The sequence below is a fragment of the Streptomyces sp. LBL genome (assembly GCF_029893585.1).
Lineage (GTDB): Bacteria > Actinomycetota > Actinomycetes > Streptomycetales > Streptomycetaceae > Streptomyces.
Genome location: NZ_JARXYX010000015.1, coordinates 112,577 through 129,333, shown reverse-complemented (window position 1 = coordinate 129,333; position 16,757 = coordinate 112,577). Strand labels below are relative to the sequence as shown.

15 protein-coding genes are annotated in these 16,757 nt (G+C 71.2%); 7 read left to right on the top strand and 8 right to left on the bottom strand.

Features of this window, described 5'->3' with window-relative positions:
* Nucleotides 1-109: 109 nt before the first annotated feature.
* Nucleotides 110-1,645, bottom strand: coding sequence for an AMP-binding protein (locus M2271_RS19830; protein WP_280888593.1), 1,536 nt, complete (start codon nt 1,643-1,645; stop codon nt 110-112).
* A 248-nt stretch (nt 1,646-1,893) separates the two neighbouring features.
* Here M2271_RS19830 and M2271_RS19825 point away from each other — a divergent pair, with 248 nt between their 5' ends.
* The 3 genes from M2271_RS19825 to M2271_RS19815 all read left to right on the top strand — a co-directional run bounded on the left by M2271_RS19825 (nt 1,894) and on the right by M2271_RS19815 (nt 4,856).
* A complete protein-coding gene (locus tag M2271_RS19825) occupies nt 1,894-3,135 on the top strand; it encodes an acyl-CoA dehydrogenase family protein (RefSeq protein ID WP_280888592.1) in 1,242 nt (413 codons plus the stop codon).
* 156 nt (nt 3,136-3,291) lie between these two features.
* Nucleotides 3,292-4,056 (top strand): SDR family oxidoreductase, encoded by a 765-nt coding sequence (locus tag M2271_RS19820; RefSeq protein WP_280888591.1) that lies wholly within the window; start codon nt 3,292-3,294, stop codon nt 4,054-4,056.
* Between the two features lie 2 nt (nt 4,057-4,058).
* The gene (locus M2271_RS19815; protein ID WP_280888590.1) at nt 4,059-4,856 is read left to right on the top strand and encodes a ThuA domain-containing protein; all 798 of its coding nucleotides are present in this window, start codon (nt 4,059-4,061) and stop codon (nt 4,854-4,856) included.
* Between the two features lie 105 nt (nt 4,857-4,961).
* Here M2271_RS19815 and M2271_RS19810 read toward each other — a convergent pair whose 3' ends face one another.
* From M2271_RS19810 to M2271_RS19800, 3 genes are all read right to left on the bottom strand, one after another.
* A complete protein-coding gene (locus M2271_RS19810) occupies nt 4,962-6,098 on the bottom strand; it encodes an ABC transporter permease (protein WP_280888589.1) in 1,137 nt (378 codons plus the stop codon).
* Between the two features lies 1 nt (nt 6,099).
* Nucleotides 6,100-7,686: a sugar ABC transporter ATP-binding protein gene (locus M2271_RS19805; protein WP_280888588.1), complete on the bottom strand. Its 1,587-nt coding sequence runs from the start codon at nt 7,684-7,686 to the stop codon at nt 6,100-6,102.
* 63 nt (nt 7,687-7,749) lie between these two features.
* Nucleotides 7,750-8,892, bottom strand: a complete 1,143-nt coding sequence (locus M2271_RS19800; RefSeq protein ID WP_280888587.1) for a substrate-binding domain-containing protein — start codon at nt 8,890-8,892, stop codon at nt 7,750-7,752.
* A 437-nt stretch (nt 8,893-9,329) separates the two neighbouring features.
* Here M2271_RS19800 and M2271_RS19795 point away from each other — a divergent pair, with 437 nt between their 5' ends.
* Genes M2271_RS19795 through M2271_RS19780 form a run of 4 tightly spaced genes read left to right on the top strand, consistent with a single transcriptional unit; the run spans nt 9,330 to nt 12,317 of the window.
* Nucleotides 9,330-10,736 carry an aromatic ring-hydroxylating dioxygenase subunit alpha gene (locus M2271_RS19795; RefSeq protein ID WP_280888586.1) on the top strand — a complete coding sequence of 469 codons (1,407 nt, stop codon included), beginning with the start codon at nt 9,330-9,332 and terminating at the stop codon, nt 10,734-10,736.
* On the top strand, nt 10,733-11,053 hold the full coding sequence (locus tag M2271_RS19790) for a 2Fe-2S iron-sulfur cluster-binding protein (protein ID WP_280888585.1): 321 nt from the start codon (nt 10,733-10,735) through the stop codon (nt 11,051-11,053). The genes M2271_RS19795 and M2271_RS19790 overlap by 4 nt, the downstream gene beginning before the upstream one ends.
* Nucleotides 11,054-11,056: 3 nt before the next feature.
* Nucleotides 11,057-11,275 carry a transposase gene (locus M2271_RS19785; RefSeq protein ID WP_280888584.1) on the top strand — a complete coding sequence of 73 codons (219 nt, stop codon included), beginning with the start codon at nt 11,057-11,059 and terminating at the stop codon, nt 11,273-11,275.
* Between the two features lie 4 nt (nt 11,276-11,279).
* On the top strand, nt 11,280-12,317 hold the full coding sequence (locus M2271_RS19780; RefSeq protein WP_280888583.1) for an NADP-dependent oxidoreductase: 1,038 nt from the start codon (nt 11,280-11,282) through the stop codon (nt 12,315-12,317).
* A 95-nt stretch (nt 12,318-12,412) separates the two neighbouring features.
* Here M2271_RS19780 and M2271_RS19775 read toward each other — a convergent pair whose 3' ends face one another.
* The 4 genes from M2271_RS19775 to M2271_RS19760 form a co-directional block, all read right to left on the bottom strand.
* Nucleotides 12,413-13,585: a substrate-binding domain-containing protein gene (locus M2271_RS19775; RefSeq protein WP_280888582.1), complete on the bottom strand. Its 1,173-nt coding sequence runs from the start codon at nt 13,583-13,585 to the stop codon at nt 12,413-12,415.
* A gap of 24 nt (nt 13,586-13,609) precedes the next feature.
* A complete protein-coding gene (locus M2271_RS19770; RefSeq protein ID WP_348539179.1) occupies nt 13,610-14,104 on the bottom strand; it encodes a hypothetical protein in 495 nt (164 codons plus the stop codon).
* Nucleotides 14,105-14,583: 479 nt separating this feature from the next.
* A complete protein-coding gene (locus M2271_RS19765) occupies nt 14,584-14,898 on the bottom strand; it encodes a putative quinol monooxygenase (RefSeq protein ID WP_280888580.1) in 315 nt (104 codons plus the stop codon).
* Nucleotides 14,899-14,984: 86 nt separating this feature from the next.
* Nucleotides 14,985-16,721: a PEP-utilizing enzyme gene (locus tag M2271_RS19760; protein WP_280888579.1), complete on the bottom strand. Its 1,737-nt coding sequence runs from the start codon at nt 16,719-16,721 to the stop codon at nt 14,985-14,987.
* Between the last annotated feature and the right edge of the window lie 36 nt (nt 16,722-16,757).

Here is a 16,757-nt window from a genome sequence, read left to right as displayed (position 1 = left end):
CGGCGTGAACGAGGGCCGGCCGACCGGGTCGACAGCGCGGTCCGCGACCAGATGGGCCGTCTCGTTGACGGAGTGCAGCACGATCCGCCCACCGGGCAAGTAACGGTGCTCAGCCGGCGATCGTCCGGTCGGAGTTCCAGTACGGGCGGCGCATCGCCCGCTTGTCGAGCTTGCCCATGGCGTTGCGTACGAGTTCCGGGACGACCTCGTACGACTTCGGGCACTTGTACGCGGCCAGCCGCCCGCGGCAGAACGTGTCCAGTTCCCCGTCCGTCGGCTCGCCTGGGCGGGCCACGACGACCAGGGCCCGCAGCGACTCGCCGAAGTCCGGGTCGGGCACGCCGATGACCGCGACCTCGGCAACTCCGGGGTGCTCGCGCAGGACCGCTTCGCTCTCCGCCGGATACAGGTTCACCCCGCCGGAGACCACGATGTCCGCGGCCCGGTCGGTGATGAAGATGTAGCCGTCCGGGTCGACGTAGCCGATGTCGCCGAGGGTGAAGACGCCCGGGGCGACGTATGCGGCCTTGGTCTTCTCCGCGTCCGCGTGGTAGCGCACGCCGCGGCCCTCCGGCGCCCGGAAGGCCAGCAGTCCGAGCTCCCCGGCGGGCAGGGGACCGTCGTCGCCCGTGACCAGGACGTCGAGGGGCGGTTGCACGCGCCCCACCGAGCCGGGGTGCTCCAGCCACTCGGTGCTGGTGATGCGTGCGACGGTGCCCGCCTCGCTGGCCCCGTACGACTCGGTGAGCACCGGGCCGAACCAGTCGATCATGGCCCGCTTCACCTCCGGGGGGCAGGCGGAGCCGGTGTGCGAGACCTGGATCAGGCTGGAGACGTCGTAGCGTTCGCGTACGTCCCGCGGCAGGGCGAGCAGGCGGGTGAAGTGGGTCGGCACCATCACCGACGAGGTGACGCGCCACCGCTCCACGTGGTGCAGGAAGGTCTCCGCGTCGAACCGGCCGAGGACCACCACCGGCCGGCCGGCCGCGAGATGGCGCAGTGCGGTGAGCGGCCCGTTGTGCTGGAGCGGGCCACACACCAGATGCGGTCCCGGCGGGAAGCCGGGGCGGGCCGCGACCGCCTCCAGGTAGGTGGCGCTGTCGGCCGCCGGGGTCCGCACCCAGCGCACCTCCGTGCCGCGCGCCCGTCCCGTGGTGCCCGAGGTGTAGACGAGCGGGGGGCGAGCCGGGCGGCCGGCGGGCTGGGGCACCGGTTCCGCGTCGGCCAGCCACTGGCTCCAGTCGAGGGCGTCGTCCTTGGCCGGAGTGCCGTGCACGACGACCGGGAGGCCGAGTTCCGCGCCCGCCTGCCGGGCGGCGGACTCGCCCGCCGGGCCGCTGATCACCGCCTTCGCGCCCGCGTCGGTGAGCAGGTCGACCAGCTCCCGGGCGGTCAGCTGCCGGGAAACGGCCACCGTGCCGACACCGGCCCGCAGCCCGGCGAGATGGGCCACCAGCGTGGCCATGGCGTTGTCGCCGAGGACCGCGATCCGGTCCTCCGGCTCGGGCGCGACCTCCAGAAACCGCCCGGTCAGGCGTGCCACCTGGTCGGCCAGCCGGGACCAGGACAGGCTCGCCGTGTCATCGGCCAGGGCGGTCGCGTCCGGCAGTTCGCGGGCGCGCAGGTCGAGTGGCTGTAGGGACATGGATCCTCCGGCGCTCCTCGGTTCGTCCACTCCCTCGCTCCACCGGGTGCTACCCCGTCCGCCCGGCGGCCGGGCAGGGGAGAGTCGACAGCAGGACTGTAGCGTTTATCAAGAAAGTACGGAACACTCTGACCCGAGTCGACGGCACTTCCCCCTGTTGGACCGGTGTGGCGGTCCACGCCGAGCCACCGTTACTGAAGCAGCCATCTGGTAAGTGCCGTCTGGACACGTGTGCCGAGGAGGTCACCATGCCCCAACCGAAGGTGGACGAGTGGCGGAGCGAGGCCCGGCAGTGGCTGGCCACCGTGCTCGAACCCCGTCGGGCCGCCGAGCCCACCGGCCACACCGCCGCTGACCTGGCCGTCTTCCACAACCTCACGGACAAAGAGGAGCGACGGCTGCTCGACCGTTGCCGCGCCTACCAGCGCGCCCGCCACGATGCCGGCTACCAGGCCCTCACCCTCCCCAGGGAGAACGGCGGCCAGGGCCTGACCGCCGCCCACGCGGCCGTTTTCGCCGAGGAGGAGTCGGCGTTCGACGTACCGCCGTCCACCGAGCTGATCAGCGTCACGGTGCGGCTGGTCGCGATGTCCGTCGCGCTGTTCGGGACACCCGAGCAGCGCGAGACGTACGCGCGCGCCTTCCTGCGTACGGATCTGCTGGCCTGCCAGCTCTTCAGCGAACCCGGTGCCGGGTCCGACCTGGCCGCCCTGCGCACCCGCGCCCGCCCGGACGGCGAGGACTGGGTGATCGACGGCCAGAAGGTGTGGACTTCGGGCGCCCAGTTCGCCGACCACGGCCTGCTGCTCGCCCGCACCGACCCGCACGTCGTCAAACAGGCCGGCATCACCGCCTTCCTGGTCCCGATGGACAGCCCGGGTGTGGAGATCCGCCCGATCCGCCAGATGAGCGGCGGCGCCTCCTTCAACGAGGTCTTCCTCAGCGGCGTACGCCTCTCCGACGCGCTGCGGATCGGACGGCCCGGCCAGGGCTGGGAGGTCGCCACCGCCACCCTCGCCTTCGAGCGCACCACCTCCGGCTCCGGGAACCGGCGCAAGGGCGGCACCTTCGACGACGTACTCGGTCTCGCCCGCTCGCTGAAGCGGACCCATGACCCGCTGGTACGCCAACGGCTCGCCGACCTGTACGTCCGCGGCGCCCTGCGCGCCGCCACCGTGGAGCGCGTCGCCAGGGCGAGCGCGTCCGGGGGACGGCCGGGCCCCGAGGCCTCGCTGACCAAGCTCATGGCCTCCGACCTGCTCACCCGGACCGGCCAGGTGGCCGCCGAGCTGATGGGTGCCCGGATCACCGCCGACACCGGCGAGCCGGGCACCTTCGCCTGGACGGAACACCTGCTCGGCGCCCCCGGCTACCGGCTGGCCGGTGGCACCGACCAGATCCAGCGCAACCTGATCGGCGAACGGGTGCTGAAGCTGCCGGGGGAACCGCGGGTCGACAAGGTGCCGTTCTCCGAACTCCCCGGCAACTGAAGGCGACAGCACAGGGGTCCGGTACACGACAGGGGCCGCGACAGCACAGGGGTCCGGCACACGACAGGGGCCCCGACGCACAGGGATCCGGCACACGACAAGGGCCGCGACGCGCAGGGATCCCGCACACAACAAGGGCACTGAGGAGTGACATCGATGGATCTGGGACTGACAGGTGCGAAGGCGCTGGTGACCGGTGCGAGCCGGGGCATCGGCAGGGCGATCGCCGGAACGCTGGCCGCCGAGGGCTGCGCGCTGGCTCTGTGCGCCCGTGGCGAGGAGGCCCTGGCGAAGGCCGCCGCCGAACTGCGCGGCGAAGGGGCGACCGTGTTCGCCGAGCCGGTCGACGTCACCGACCCGGCCGCGCTCGCGGGCTTCGTGGAGCGGGCGGCAGACGAACTCGGCGGGCTGGACGTGCTGGTCTCCAATGTCTCCGCGGGCAATGTCAAGGGCCCCGAGTCATGGGAGGCCAGTCTGCGCGGCGACCTGGTCCCGTTCGCGGGCCTCGTGGAGGCGGCCCTGCCGTATCTGGAGGCCTCCGAGCGGGCCGCCGTCGTGGCCATCGGCACCACCAACGCCTCGGACACCGCACGCCCGGCCGGGCCCAACTCGTACTCCGCCCTGAAGGCCGCCGTCGTCCAGCACGCCTCGGCCCTCGCCCACGCCCTCGCCCCGAAGGGCATCCGGGTCAACACCGTCTCGCCCGGCCCCGTCGACTTCCCCGGCGGCGCCTGGGAGACCATCCGCACCAGCCGCCCCGAGGTGTACGAGGAGGTGCTCGCCAAGCTGCCGATCGGCCGTTACGGCAGTGCGGAGGACGTGGCCGCCGCGGTGGCGTTCCTCCTGGGCCGGACCGGTTCGTTCTGCGTCGGTGTCAACCTCGTGGTGGACGGCGGGCTGCTCACCCGCGTCCAGTACTAGCCGTGGCGGGCTCGGCGGGCCGCCTGGACGCCGTACTGGTCTGCGGCGGGAAGTGGCACGACTTCGACTATGCGCGGCTGCGGCTGCTCCAGATGCTCGGCGACCACCCTCGGGTTCACACCACTGTCCAGCAGGACTATGACTGCCTGCCGGCGCTGGAGCAGGCCGACCTGCTGGTGACCTACACCTGCGACGTACGGCCCCGCCCGTCCCAACGGGCCGCGCTGGCACGGTTCGTGGAGCGGGGCGGGCGCTGGCTCGCCCTGCACGGCACCAACTCGGTGATCGAGGCACCGCGCGCCGGGCAACCCCGGGTCTTCACCACCCCGCGGCTGTTCGGCGACCTGGCCGGTGTGCTCGGCAGCCAGTTCCTGGCCCACCCGCCCATCGAGCCGTACCAGGTACGGGTCACCCGGCCGGACCATCCCCTGGTCGAGGGCATCGAGCCGTTCACGGTCACCGACGAGCTGTACGTGTGCGCACTGCACGGAGAGCTGGACGTGCTGCTGCACGCCGAGTACACGGGGCCGTGCCGCGGGTTCGCCGAGGGCGACACGGCGGCGCTCGACGACGCACCCCGTCCCGTGCTGTACCTCAAGCGCCATGGCCTCGGCGAGGTCTGCTACTTCACTCTCGGCCACTGCCGCGGGCGGTACGACGTGCGGGATCTGGGCGTGGACGACACGGGGCGCGTGGACCGGGGGCCCTGGGAGACACCGGAGTTCCTGACGGTGCTGGGCCGCTGCGTGGAGCGGATGGTGGGCGCGAGGAGCCTGGCGGAGGATCCGGTGGGTCGCTGAGCGAGGGGCGGCACCGAGGGGCGGCACCGAGGGGCGGCACCGAGGGGGCGGTACCGCCCTCGTGGGGTTCGCCCCCGCCGCCCCGGACCCACTACTGAACCCCTTTCACCTCGGCCCCTCCCCGGCCGGGACAGCCCCGGAGCCGTCCACTGTCGAACTCGCGGAATGGTGCGGCGGCCTGCGGCGGCGCAGCACCGCGGGCAGGGCGATCCGTCCGCCCGTGAGGACGAGCGCGACGATCAGGACCGAGCCGGTGAACAGGCTCGCGGCCCACTGCGCGCTGGTGGCGAGGCCGAGCCCGGTGATGCCGGTGCCCAGCAGCAGTACCGCGATCACCGTGCCCCAGGCGTTGAACCGGCCCGCGCGCAGTTGGGTCGCCCCGACGAAGGCCGCCGCGTACGCCGACAGCAGATACGGGGTGCCCGCGGTCGGCGATCCGGAGCCCACCGAGGACGCGAAGACGACGCCGGCGAAACCGGACAGCAGCGCGGACGCCACCAGGGTCAGGAAACGCAGCCGGTCGGTGCGCACCCCTTGCAGACGCGCCGCGTCCGCGTTGAAGCCGGTCGCGTACAACCGGCGTCCGCTCGCGGTGTGTTCCAGTAGGAACCAGATGGCCGTCGCGGCGAGCAGCAGATACAGCACCGGCAGCGTGATGCCGCCCGCGTCCAGCTGGGCGATGCTGGAGAACGGTGTGGCCAGCAGCTGGACCCCGGTGATGGATGTGTCGTTGGTGACCATGGTGATCAGGGACTGGATCAGCGCGCCGGTCGCCAGCGTGGCGATGAAGGAGTCCACCCGCAGCACCACGACGACGATCCCGTTGACCACCCCGATCAGCAGGGCGGCGGTCATCGACAGGGCGATCGCGGTGGCCGGGCCGAGGCCCGTGGAGACCAGGAAATACGCGGTCAGGACACTGGTGAGGGACATGGTGTAGGCGACCGACAGGTCGAAGACCCGCGCGGCCAGCGGAAGGACGACGCTGAGCGCCACCAGCCCGGCCACCGCGTTGCCGTTGAGGACCTGCTTGACGGTGGTGACGGTCGGAAAGGTGTCCGGCGCCCATACGGAGAAGAGGACGGCGATCAGCAGCCACACGTAGGCGGAGCCGATGGTGCGGAACGACAGAGCGGCCGCCGCCCGCCGGGCCATCGCGCCCAGTGGCCCTGCCGGGGGCATCGGCGGCTCGTCCGATCCGCTCGGCCGGAGCTCGGCGGCCCGGGTCGGGGTGGATGTCATGTCACTCGGTTCCTTCCGTGGCGTGGACCAGCGCGCGTTCGGTGATGTCCCGACCGCTGATCTCCCTGACGATCCGGCCGTCCCGTACCACCAGGACGCGGGTGCACAGGGCGAGCAGATCCTCCGTGTCCGACGAGGACACGATCACGCCCATCCCGTCGTCGGCCTGACGCTCGATCAGCTCGTACAACTGGAGGCGGGTCGCGATGTCGACGCCCGCGGTGGGCTCGCACAGTGCCAGTGCCGGCGGCCGCTGAGCCAGGCAGCGGGCCACGACGACCTTCTGCTGGTTGCCGCCGCTCAGCGTGGTGATCCGGGCGCCGCGACCGGCCGTGCGCACCCCCACCCGCCGGATCCACTCGTCGGCCAGCGCGGACTCGCGGCTCCGGTGCAGCCGTCCGGCCCGGGCGCGGAGCCGGTCGAGCAGGGGGAGGGTGAGGTTCTCCCCGACCGAGAAGTCGCCGATCACGCCCTCACCCGCCCGGTCGGCGGGCACCAACGGGATGTTCAGCGCGCCGGCCTCCCGTGCGTCGACCCACCGCCCGGAGCGCTCCGTCAGCCGCATCTTCCCGCGCACCGGCCCCGGGTACGCCCCGCACACCGCGTACGGCACCACCTCGTGACCGGAGCCGACCAGGCCGGTGATGCCCAGCCGTTCGCCCCGGGCGACGTCGAAGCCGATACCGCGCAGCGGGCCGGCCCACAGGTCGCGGACCTCCAGTACGGCCTCGGTGGGAGCGGACACGGCCTCGGCGGGAGCGGAAGGGAGCCGCGGCCGGTACGCGGTCTCCCTCTCCTCACCCGCCATCAGCTCCGCCAAGGACCGGGGAGTGAGCTCGGCGACCGGGCGGGTGGCGATCCGGCGTCCGCCGCGGATCACGGTGACCCGGTTGGCCAGCGCGAAGATCTCGTCCATGCGGTGCGAGACGTACAGGACACCGGCCCCGGCGTCCCGGATCTCCCGCACGATGTCGAAGAGCCGGGCCACCTCGCCGGGCGGCAGCACGGCGGTCGGCTCGTCGAGCACCAGAACGCCGCGGCGGCCCTCCCAGCCCTGCAGGGCGGCGGCGATGGCCACCACCGCGCGCTGCACCGGGGTGGCCGTGGACAGGGGGCGGCGCACGTCGATACCGAGGCCGAACCGCTCGACCAGGGCGGTCGTCCGGCGCTCCATCTCCGACCAGCGGATGTTGCCGACAGCGGTACGGGCGAAGCCGCGACTGAGCGCGAGATTGTCCGTGGCGCTCAACTCGCCGACCAGCCCCAGCTCCTGGTGGACGAAGCGGAGTCGGTCGTGTCGCGAGCCGGTGACCTGGCCCAGGTCGAAGGCCTCACCGTCCAGTTCGGCGACCGCTCCGGCCTCGGCGTGGTGATAGCCGGCGAGGATCTTGATGAGGGTCGACTTGCCGGAACCGTTGGGTCCGATCAGCGCGTGGATCTCACCGGGCGCGATGTCCAGGTCGACGTCCTTGAGCGCCTGGGTTCCGCCGAAGCGCTTCGACAGCCCGGACACCCGCAGCACCGGCCCCTCGTTCTCGTCGGTAACGGCCGGCCCCCGCGTGCTCCGCGGTGACGTGTCAGCGTGCACTGCTGCTCCCTCCATGAAGGGCGCCGCCGTCGGCACGTCGCCGGCGGCGGGGGCCCGGGTCGGTCAGTTCAGGCCCCAGAGCGCCTCGAACTGCGCCTGGTAGTCCTTGACGAGCGGAAAATCACCGAGAGCGAACGACAGGTTGTCCTTGGTGATCAACATGTTGGGCAGCACCGCCTTCTGGTCCACGTCCATGGACTGGCCGGTGAAGCGGCGGGCCAGCGCGTCGGCCTGGAGCCAGGCGGTCTCGTGCGAGTTCAGCGCCATCGCGCCGTCGCTGAGGCCGCTGTGGATGTACTGGTAGTTCTGCGCGTCACCGACGTTCACGGCGATGTGCTTGCCCGTGATGCCGGCGGTCTTCAGCGCGGCCGGGACGCCCACGTTGAGCAGGCCCAGCGAGAAGACGATGTGGGTCACCTTCGGGTGCGAGCGGACGTACGACACCACGCGGTCCGGGATGTCCTTGCCGATCGAGGTGATCGGCACGTCGACGGTGTCCAGTGCGCAGCCCGGGCACCACTGCTTGTACTTGGCGGCGAAGGAGTCCTTGACGGGCTTGAGGATGGTGTAGGCGGGCAGATCGAAGTAGACGGTGTCCGCCTGGGCACCGCTGTCGGACACCACCCACGAGGCGAGCATCTCGCCCTGGACGCCGACCTCCTTCGGCCCGTTCTTCAGCAGCTCGATACCGTCGCCCACCACGTCGTCGGCGTTCGACTGGATGACCGGGATACCGGCTGCCTTCAGTTGCGCCAGCTGCTTGGCGTACACCGCGCGCGGGAATCCGGAGGCGACGACGGCGTCCGGCTTGTCGCGCAGCGCCGTCTCGTAGGCGGCCTGGACGGACTCCGGGGTGCCCTGTGTGGAGATCTGCTTGACCTTCCAGTCGAGCTGGTCGGCCGCGGCGGTGAAGAAATCGGCCAGGTCGTTGCAGGACTGGACGCCGCACAGAATGAAGTCGATCTTCTTGCCCGCGGGGATCTTCTTGCCCACCGGCTGGGTGACGGGAATTTTGTCCGGGCGCTGCGAGTACGTCCGCAGGGCGTTCCGGGCCGCGGTCAGGCCGGGGGCGTCCGAAGCCGCCGCCTTCGCGGTATCGGCGGCCGGAGTCGTCTCGGCGCCGCACGCCGTCAGGGCGAGCAGGGTGGTGACGGGGACGATCGCGGTGAGCGCGCGACGGACCGCGCGTCCGGGTCTGGAACTCATCTTTGAGTACTCCCGTGGTGTGTGCCCGCACTGCAGCGGCCCGCGTCGTTCCCACGTCCGCGGTGTACCGGTGCCGTGCCGGCGGATCCTGTGCCGCCCGGGCCGGGACGGCACACTCAGCTGATCGAGCGGTTGGTCGGATCGCCGTCGTGGGGTACGGCGCGGGCCGTCGGGCAGATCGGCGGCGCTGTGGCGGGAGACCGGGCGGACCTTGCCTCAAACCGAACAGAAACTTGTGAGGCTCTACAGCCTCGGGTGCGAGGGAGTGTGGCACGCGCCGTCGGCCTTGGGGAGGGGGTGGTCGCAACAAATTCAAGGTGGAGCATGTCGGTATTCGGTGTTTCGGGTCCTGTGGTGCCCCGGTGATGTCGTGAGTCTTGCTCCCCGCCGCGACCAATAACTACACTCACTATAAAGTTTCTGGATGAGGAGAGAAGATGGACGACACGTCGGAGTGGGGCACGGCGCGGTGCCCGGGGCCCAGCGTCCAGGACTACCTCGACCGGGACAGCCGGCCGGTTCCCGCCGCTCTCAGGCACGTCCACAACGACCACCTCGGCAGCGAGGACATCGACACGACCCGCTTCACCTCCCGGGAATGGGCTGAGCGCGAGATGCGCCAGGTGTGGCGCCGTGTCTGGCAGTTCGCCTGCCTGGAGAGCGAGATCCCCGAGGTCGGAGACCACGAGATCTACGAGATCGGCGACGACTCACTGATCATCGTGCGCACGGCACCGGACGAGATCCGGGCGTACATCAACGCGTGCCTGCACCGCGGCCGCAAACTGCGCACCGGCGGCGGCAACGTCGGCGAGTTCCGCTGCCCGTTCCACGGCTTCGCCTGGAACCTCGACGGAACCCTGCAGACCCCGCCCTGCGCCTGGGACTTTCCCCACGTCGCCCCGGAGAAGTTCGCTCTGCCGGAGGCCAGGGTGGCCACCTGGCGCGGCTTCGTCTTCATCACCATGGACCCGTACGCGGAGCCCTTCGAGACCTACCGCGGAACGTTCGACGACTACTACATCTGGCCGCTGCAGGACCGCTACAAGTCGCTGCACATCGCCAAGGTGCTGCCCTGCAACTGGAAGATCGCCCAGGACGCGTTCATCGAGTCCTTCCACGTGATCGCCACACACCCGCAGATGCTGCCGTGGCTCGCCGACGCCAACTCCCAGTACGACGTCATGGCGGACCAGCCGCACTGGAACCGCATGATCAACATCCAGGGCGCCCCCAGCCCGCACGTGGCCGACTCGGTCACGGAGGAGGACGTCCTGGAGACGTTCTACGACTCGCGTGCCTTCTACGCGGCCGCCCAGGGCCGCGACCTGGTGATGCGGGAGGGGGACGAGATACCCGCGATCCCGCCCGGCGGCACCGCCCGCCAGGTCCTCGCCGAGCGGATGCGCGCACAACTGGCGGCCACCTCGCAGCAGGACTTCTCGCAGACCGCCGACACCGAACTGCTGGACGCCATCAACTATCTGCTGTTCCCCAACTTCAATCCCTGGGGCGGCGCCAAGTCCAACATCATCTACCGGTTCAGGCCGAATGGCCTCGACCCCGACTCCTGCACCGCCGAGATCATCTTCATGTCGGCTCCGAAGCAGGCCGGCGAGATGCCGCCGCCCGTCAGGATCCGCTGGGTGCCGGACGACATGCTCTTCGCGGACATCCCGGAACTCGGTGTGCTCGGGCCCGTCTTCGACCAGGACTGCGAGAACCTCCCGTACGTCCAGCAGGGCCTGAAGACGATGCGCAAGCCGGGCATCACCCTGGCCAACTACCAGGAGAGCCGCATCCGCCACTTCAACCAGACGCTCGACCGGTGGATGAACCGGTGACCGTGACCCACCGGGTCGCGGTCCGGCCCCTGGGTGTCGAGCTGGCGGTGCGGGACGGCGAGGACCTGTTCAGCGCCGCCCAGCGGCTCGGCTACCGCTGGCCCACCGTCTGCGGCGGCAAGGCCACCTGCCGTACCTGCTTCGTCCAGGTCGAGGAGGGCGCCGAGAACTGTTCTCCCGTGGGCCCGCTGGAGCGCGAGGGCATCGAGGCCCTGCGCAGACCGGTGGACGGCCTGACCCGGCTCGCCTGCCGGCTCCGGGTCGAGGGCCCGGTGACCGTGACCAAGCGCGGCGTACGCCGCAGACCGCAGGAGTGAGCCGTGAACGCCAAGCAAGTGACCCATCCGCTGACCGGACAGGTGTACCGGCTCACGGAGGACGGGCTGGTGGAGGTGACCGACCCCAGGACCGGGGCGCAGGGCATCTTCGACTTCCAGGCCCGCTGGCAGTCCGGCGAACTGCGCCACGCCGACCTCCAGCTGGCCGGCTGGGTGGGCCGCCTCGCCCGACGGCGCGGCGGCCGGCAGCCGGAGGAGTGAGCCGGTGTCGCCCCGCACCACCCGGGTGGTCTGCCTGGTGCGCCGGCCGCAAGGAGCGCCGGCGCTCCGCGACTTCACCGTCGAGGAACGCCCGCTCCCGCCGCTCGGCGAAGGCCGGCTGCTCGTCCGCAACCTCTACATGAGCGTCGACCCGTCGATGCGCGGGCGGCTGGAGAGCACCGAGAAGCACTACACGCACAACTTCACCCCCGGATCGCCGCTGGACGGCCGGGCCCTCGGCGTCGTCGAGGAGAGCCGCTGCCCCTCCGTACCACCGGGCACCTTCCTGCGCCACCAGCTCGGCTGGCGGGAGTGGGCCGTGCTCGACCCCGCGGACACCGATGCCGCCGGCCGTGTCGACCCCCGACTCGCCCCGCTGCCCACCTGGTTGGGGCTGCTCGGACAGACCGGCTTCACCGCCTACGTCGGGCTCGTGCGGATCGCCGAGGTGCGTCCCGGCGACACCGTCTTCGTGTCGGCGGCGGCCGGAGCCGTGGGCAGCGCCGCCGGACAGTTCGCCCGGCTGCTGGGCGCGGAGCGCGTCGTCGGAACCGCCGGTGGGCCGGACAAGTGCGCTCTGCTGGTCAAGGAGTTCGGCTACGACGAAGCCGCCGACTACCGCGCCGAGCCGGTGCGTGAGGCCCTGGCCCGGCTGGCCCCCGACGGCATCGACGTCTACTTCGACAACGTCGGCGGAGAGCAACTCGCCGCCGCCCTGCACGCGTTGCGGACGGGCGGCCGTATCGCCCTGTGCGGCATGATGTCGCAGTTCGGGGGCGAGCGGCGGTCCACCGACATCAACCAGCTGATCCAGGCGGTCCTCAAACGGCTCACCCTGCGCGGCTTCATCGTCCGCGACCACGACGACCTACGGCCACAGTTCGAGAGCCGGGTCGCCGACTGGCTGCGCTCGGGCCGCGTCACCGCCCGCGAGACGGTGACCGACGGTCTCGACAGCGCGGTTCAGGCCCTGCTGACCCTGCTGGACGGTGGCAACGTGGGCAAGATGCTGGTCCGGCTGGCCCAGGATCCGTACAGCTGATTGCGAGCGTGGAGGGCATGGCGGGCGGGGGTGCGGAGGGCGCGGAGAAGACAACGGGAGACGCGGTCGAGCCTCCCCGCCTGCCGCACCGCCTCTCACCTGCCCCAGATCTTGCGGTACGCCTCGCGGTAGCCGGGAGGGTCCCAGGCCCTCGCTCCGCTGCTGTTGCCGGCCGTGGAGATGTGGACCGGAGCGACGTATGCGCTGGCGGACCGGCCGGCGAAGGCCCGGTCGAACTCGTCGACGATCTGCCAGCCCTGCTCGGTGAGCGGCTCCGGGACGGTGGCGGCCTGGTACTGCCTGCTGTTGATGCGCTGGAAGGCGGACGGATCGCCGTCCCCGGCACCGATGTTGAAAGGGGGGCCGGAGCCCTTCCGGCCGGCCTCGCGCAGGGCGGGCGCGGCGTCGGCGAAGTACAGGTCGTTGATGGCGACGGAATACGTCCACCTGCCGCGGAAGCGGGACAGGAGGGAGGAGACCTCCTGGGGAGTGCGGCTGCCCGCGTCCGGGATGGGGATGTTCTCGGACGCCAGAAGACGCACGTCGGCACAGGTGGCCAGGCGTTTCTCGATCAGTTGGGACTTGTTCCTGGCGAAGGGGATCGAGGCATCGGTGAACACGACGACACCGGCCCGGCCGTCGGAGTGCGCGATGATCCAGTCGGCGCTGATGTCCGCGACGTCCTCGACCTGGGTCGTGACGTTGGTGAAGAGGTCGGGGTGCTTGCTCGGTCCGGGGGAGTCGACCGCATGCCAGCCGACGAGCGGGATACCCTCCGCGTTCGCCCGCGCGACCTGCGCCGACGTCGCACGGGGATCGAAGCCGCCGAGGACGATGCCGGAGGGCTTGACGCCGACCGCCTGGCTCAGGGCCGCCTGGATGCCGGCGGGCGTGCCCTGCCCGTCGATGACCCTGACCTTCCAGCCGATCACCTTCGCGGCCTCCCGCAGGCCGTTCGCGACGCCCGCGACTCCGGGGTTGGTCATGGTCTGCGCGACGTAGACGAGCGTCTTGCCCGGCACGGCCGCGGGTCCGGTGGTGGGGCCGTTCCAGGAGACGTCCACCTTCTCCGCCTCGGCGGCGGCCCGGATGGGCATCCCGTCGCCGGGGGGCCCGGGTGGCAGGACGGCAGGTCTCCCGTCTTCCGGTGCACTGCGGCCGAGCGGCGCACCCGACGGGTGCGCAGGTACGGCGGGCGGTTGCCCCGCCGAGTCGTCGGGGAGGACCGCCTCGACGGCGACGCCCTCCACCCCGGAGGCGTTCGTCATGACATGGCTCAGCAGGACGACCCGTCAGCCGTGGGAGAGGGGCACCTCGACGCCGGCCCGCTGGGCCGAGGAGATCAGCTCGGCGGCCTTCTCCTTGAGGATCGTCCGATCGTGCTGGTCGAGACCGCTGTGCATCAGTTCGTCCACCGGGATCAGCTGCCCGTCCCCGCCCGTCGCCGCCCCGGCCGGCCCACGGTGCCTGGCGTCGAGATAGGCGCTCAGCAGGCCGCGCTCCCGGGCCGAGCTCTCCGCCAGGAGTCGCCGTTCGATGGCGTTGGCCGCCTCGCGTATCACGGTGTCCATCGTCGGATCCGCGTCGGTTCGCGAGCATCCGAGGGAGAGGATGCCCTCGACAGCTCCGCTGAGCAGGTCATGCACGGGGATCGCCGAGCAGGCATTCGACTGTGAGCGCTCCGCGAAGTGCTCGGCGCCGAACACGTGACACAGCCGTCGTTCCGCGCGTGCGATACCGATGCCGTTGGTTCCGGCGACCTCCTCGGCGAACACGAACCCCGGAATGACCTGGAAGGGGGGGGAGGTGCCTGACCATGGACGCCATGCCGAAGCGACGCTGCAACACGGTCCCGTTGGCGTCGGCCAGAGCCACGTTCATGCGGCGGCCCGCGAACCGGGACTGCAGCCAGTCGAGCACCGGTTTGGCCGCGTGCACGAGCCGGCCGTCCAGATCGATGTCCTCGCGGTAGGGGAGCTCGGACTGGTCGGGCGAGAGACCCAGCAGCGCGGAGCGCTGCCAGGAACTCAGAATCGGCTCCCGTACGCCCCCCTCGACCAGCCCCTCTTCCAGGAACCGCTCACGGGCGCGTGAGGGACCGATGGAATCCCCCACCATGCCCATGCGGATCACTTCTCTCATCGCGGCGCCGACGGCCCGTCCGGTCGCTCATCGTTAGACGGGAATGTTCGCTCTCATGTAGATATTAGAACTTTGTCCTTGAATGCGTTTGTTCCGCCGTTTTGAGAAAAATTTCCAGAGGCGTCTATCGCAGGGAACGAGCCACCGCGACGCTGAAGGTCTTGAGGGAAGCCCCCACCCGGGCCGGCGCGGACGTGACCGCCCGGAACTCCCTGATGTGCGCCGTGGTGAAGTGCTCGTCCAGGGCCTCCTGGGACACCCATCGCTCGTAGACCCGGATCCGGCGTCCGTCAGTGGGGTCCGCCGTCATGGCGTAGTCCAGGCAGCCTGGCTCCTCCGCACGGGTGCGCTTCCCGACCTCGAGGAGGTGCCTGAGCATCGTGTCCCGATCCGCGGGCTCGTAGTCCATCCAGCCGGCGACGATGATTTCCTCTGCCACGGTGGTCCTTTCCACACTCATGTCCACGCTCATGCCCGTGGGCCCGTCGCTCTCTGTCAGGAAGGAACGACGGGCCCGCGGGCCGTTCAGACGCCGAGTGGCGCCGGGACGCTGTCCACGGTGATCGTGCCCTTGGTGCCGTCGACCGTGATCACCATGCCGTCCCGCAGCCGCCGCGTACCGCCTTCGACCGAGATGACGGCCGGAATGCCGAGCTCGCGGCAGACCACGACGGCGTGGCTGTTGAGCGCGCCCACATCCACGACGGCCGCTCCGGCGACCAGGAACAGAGGGGTCCAGGCGGCGTCCGTGATCGGCGCCACCAACACCTCGCCCGGCTCCAGCGCCTCGCACGAGGCCGGGTCGGAGACCACCCGTACCCTGCCGGTGTAGATGCCCTGGCTGCCGCCGACGCCCGTCAGCACATCGCTCTGCGCGGCGGCAGCGATTCCGTCCTCGCTGCGTCGCGGCCAGGCGTCGATCTCGGTCTGTGCGTCCGCCGCGACGAAGAACGGCGGTTCCAGCTCGCGCAGACCGGCGTACTCCACGAGCCGCTGGGCGATGACGGGCCCGAAGCCGCCCGGGTCGGCGACATAGTCGTCGAGCTCGGTGTCCAGCAGCATCATCACGTCCTCGGGCTCCGCGAAGAGCCCCGCCTCGACCCCACGGCGGCCCAGCTCCCGTACCGCCATCCGGATCTCGTTGATGACGGACACGCAGTTGGCCTTGGTCCGCTCGCGGGCCGGGATCCACACCTGGGCGGCGTGCATCCCGGCATCGAACACCGGCCGCACGTCCTCCGGGAGCGCCGCCCGGATCTCCGCAGCGGCCGTCGTGCGGCGCTCGGCGAGCCGGCGGTGGCGCTCGGCGGGGGAGTCGTCGTCGGCGCTGTGCCGGATCCGGTCGACCAGGGCCAGCGCCTGGACGGGCGAGGCCTCCCAGGACAGCGCGTGGATGTCCCACTCGTTGGGGCCGCGGTCGCCGGAGGCGGCCAGGAACTCCTCGAAGGAGTCACGGAACGCCTTCACGTCCCCACCCGCCCCGTCGAGGGCCCGCTCCACCGCGGCCGGCCCCTGGTCGAACAGCGCGGTCAGTTCGGCCGAGGCCACCACCTGCCGGGACAGCGTCCACAGCCCGGTCGAGGGGGAGGCGGAGTCGACGTCACCGAGTCCGCCGATGAGGTCCAGCAGGGCGCCGGGGCGGTCCAGGCCCGCGCACAGCGGACCGAGGATCGCCGGTCCCACGGAGGCGGGCAGTGACGACTCGACATGGCGCTGGAAGGTGATCTCCACGTCGTCGAGGAGCGAGCGTGCGTGCGCCACCAGCTCCGCGTCGGACAGCCGCGCCAGGTCGGGCCGCGCGCGGCGGATGCGGCGCAGCCGCTCCTGGTCGGCGTCGGCTTCGGGGAAGTCGGTCTGTCCCAGCATCCGCTGGACCGTCGCCCCGGCCTTGGCCGTGAGTTCCGCGTCCTCGTCCTCCGGGTGCGCCACGTACACCGGGGTGTCGGAGCGCCGGCCGACGAACGCCGTGTCGATCTGGTCGGCGGTCTGCCCCATGCGGATCCCGAACAGCCGCATGTGGGAGAGGTTGAGGTAGAAGTAGCCGCCGAACATCCCGACGAACGGGGGACGGGGGCCGGCCACTTCCTCCTCGCGGTAGACGCCGAAGCCGACGAAACCGTTGCGCCAGCCGTGCAGGCCGCGCCCCCACACCAGGGACCAGCCCAGCGGGCTGCACGGCTCGGGGAGCGTCTCGCCCGCGTTGGCGCGGGTGTAGTGAGGCAGACGCTCGCTGCGCTGCCAGTCCGTGATCCAGCTGTTCATGCCGACCGTCTCCCGCTGTCCGTGCCGGTCCGTACG

What these genes read in the sequence shown, in the direction of transcription:
- M2271_RS19810 (WP_280888589.1), bottom strand. Translation starts at nt 6,098, where the DNA reads ATGACATCCACCCCGACCCGGGCCGCCGAGCTCCGGCCGAGCGGATCG.
- M2271_RS19775 (WP_280888582.1), bottom strand. Translation starts at nt 13,585, where the DNA reads ATGACGAACGCCTCCGGGGTGGAGGGCGTCGCCGTCGAGGCGGTCCTC.
- M2271_RS19795 (WP_280888586.1), top strand. Translation starts at nt 9,330, where the DNA reads ATGGACGACACGTCGGAGTGGGGCACGGCGCGGTGCCCGGGGCCCAGC.
- M2271_RS19825 (WP_280888592.1), top strand. Translation starts at nt 1,894, where the DNA reads ATGCCCCAACCGAAGGTGGACGAGTGGCGGAGCGAGGCCCGGCAGTGG.
- M2271_RS19800 (WP_280888587.1), bottom strand. Translation starts at nt 8,892, where the DNA reads ATGAGTTCCAGACCCGGACGCGCGGTCCGTCGCGCGCTCACCGCGATC.
- M2271_RS19820 (WP_280888591.1), top strand. Translation starts at nt 3,292, where the DNA reads ATGGATCTGGGACTGACAGGTGCGAAGGCGCTGGTGACCGGTGCGAGC.
- M2271_RS19830 (WP_280888593.1), bottom strand. Translation starts at nt 1,645, where the DNA reads ATGTCCCTACAGCCACTCGACCTGCGCGCCCGCGAACTGCCGGACGCG.
- M2271_RS19760 (WP_280888579.1), bottom strand. Translation starts at nt 16,721, where the DNA reads ATGAACAGCTGGATCACGGACTGGCAGCGCAGCGAGCGTCTGCCTCAC.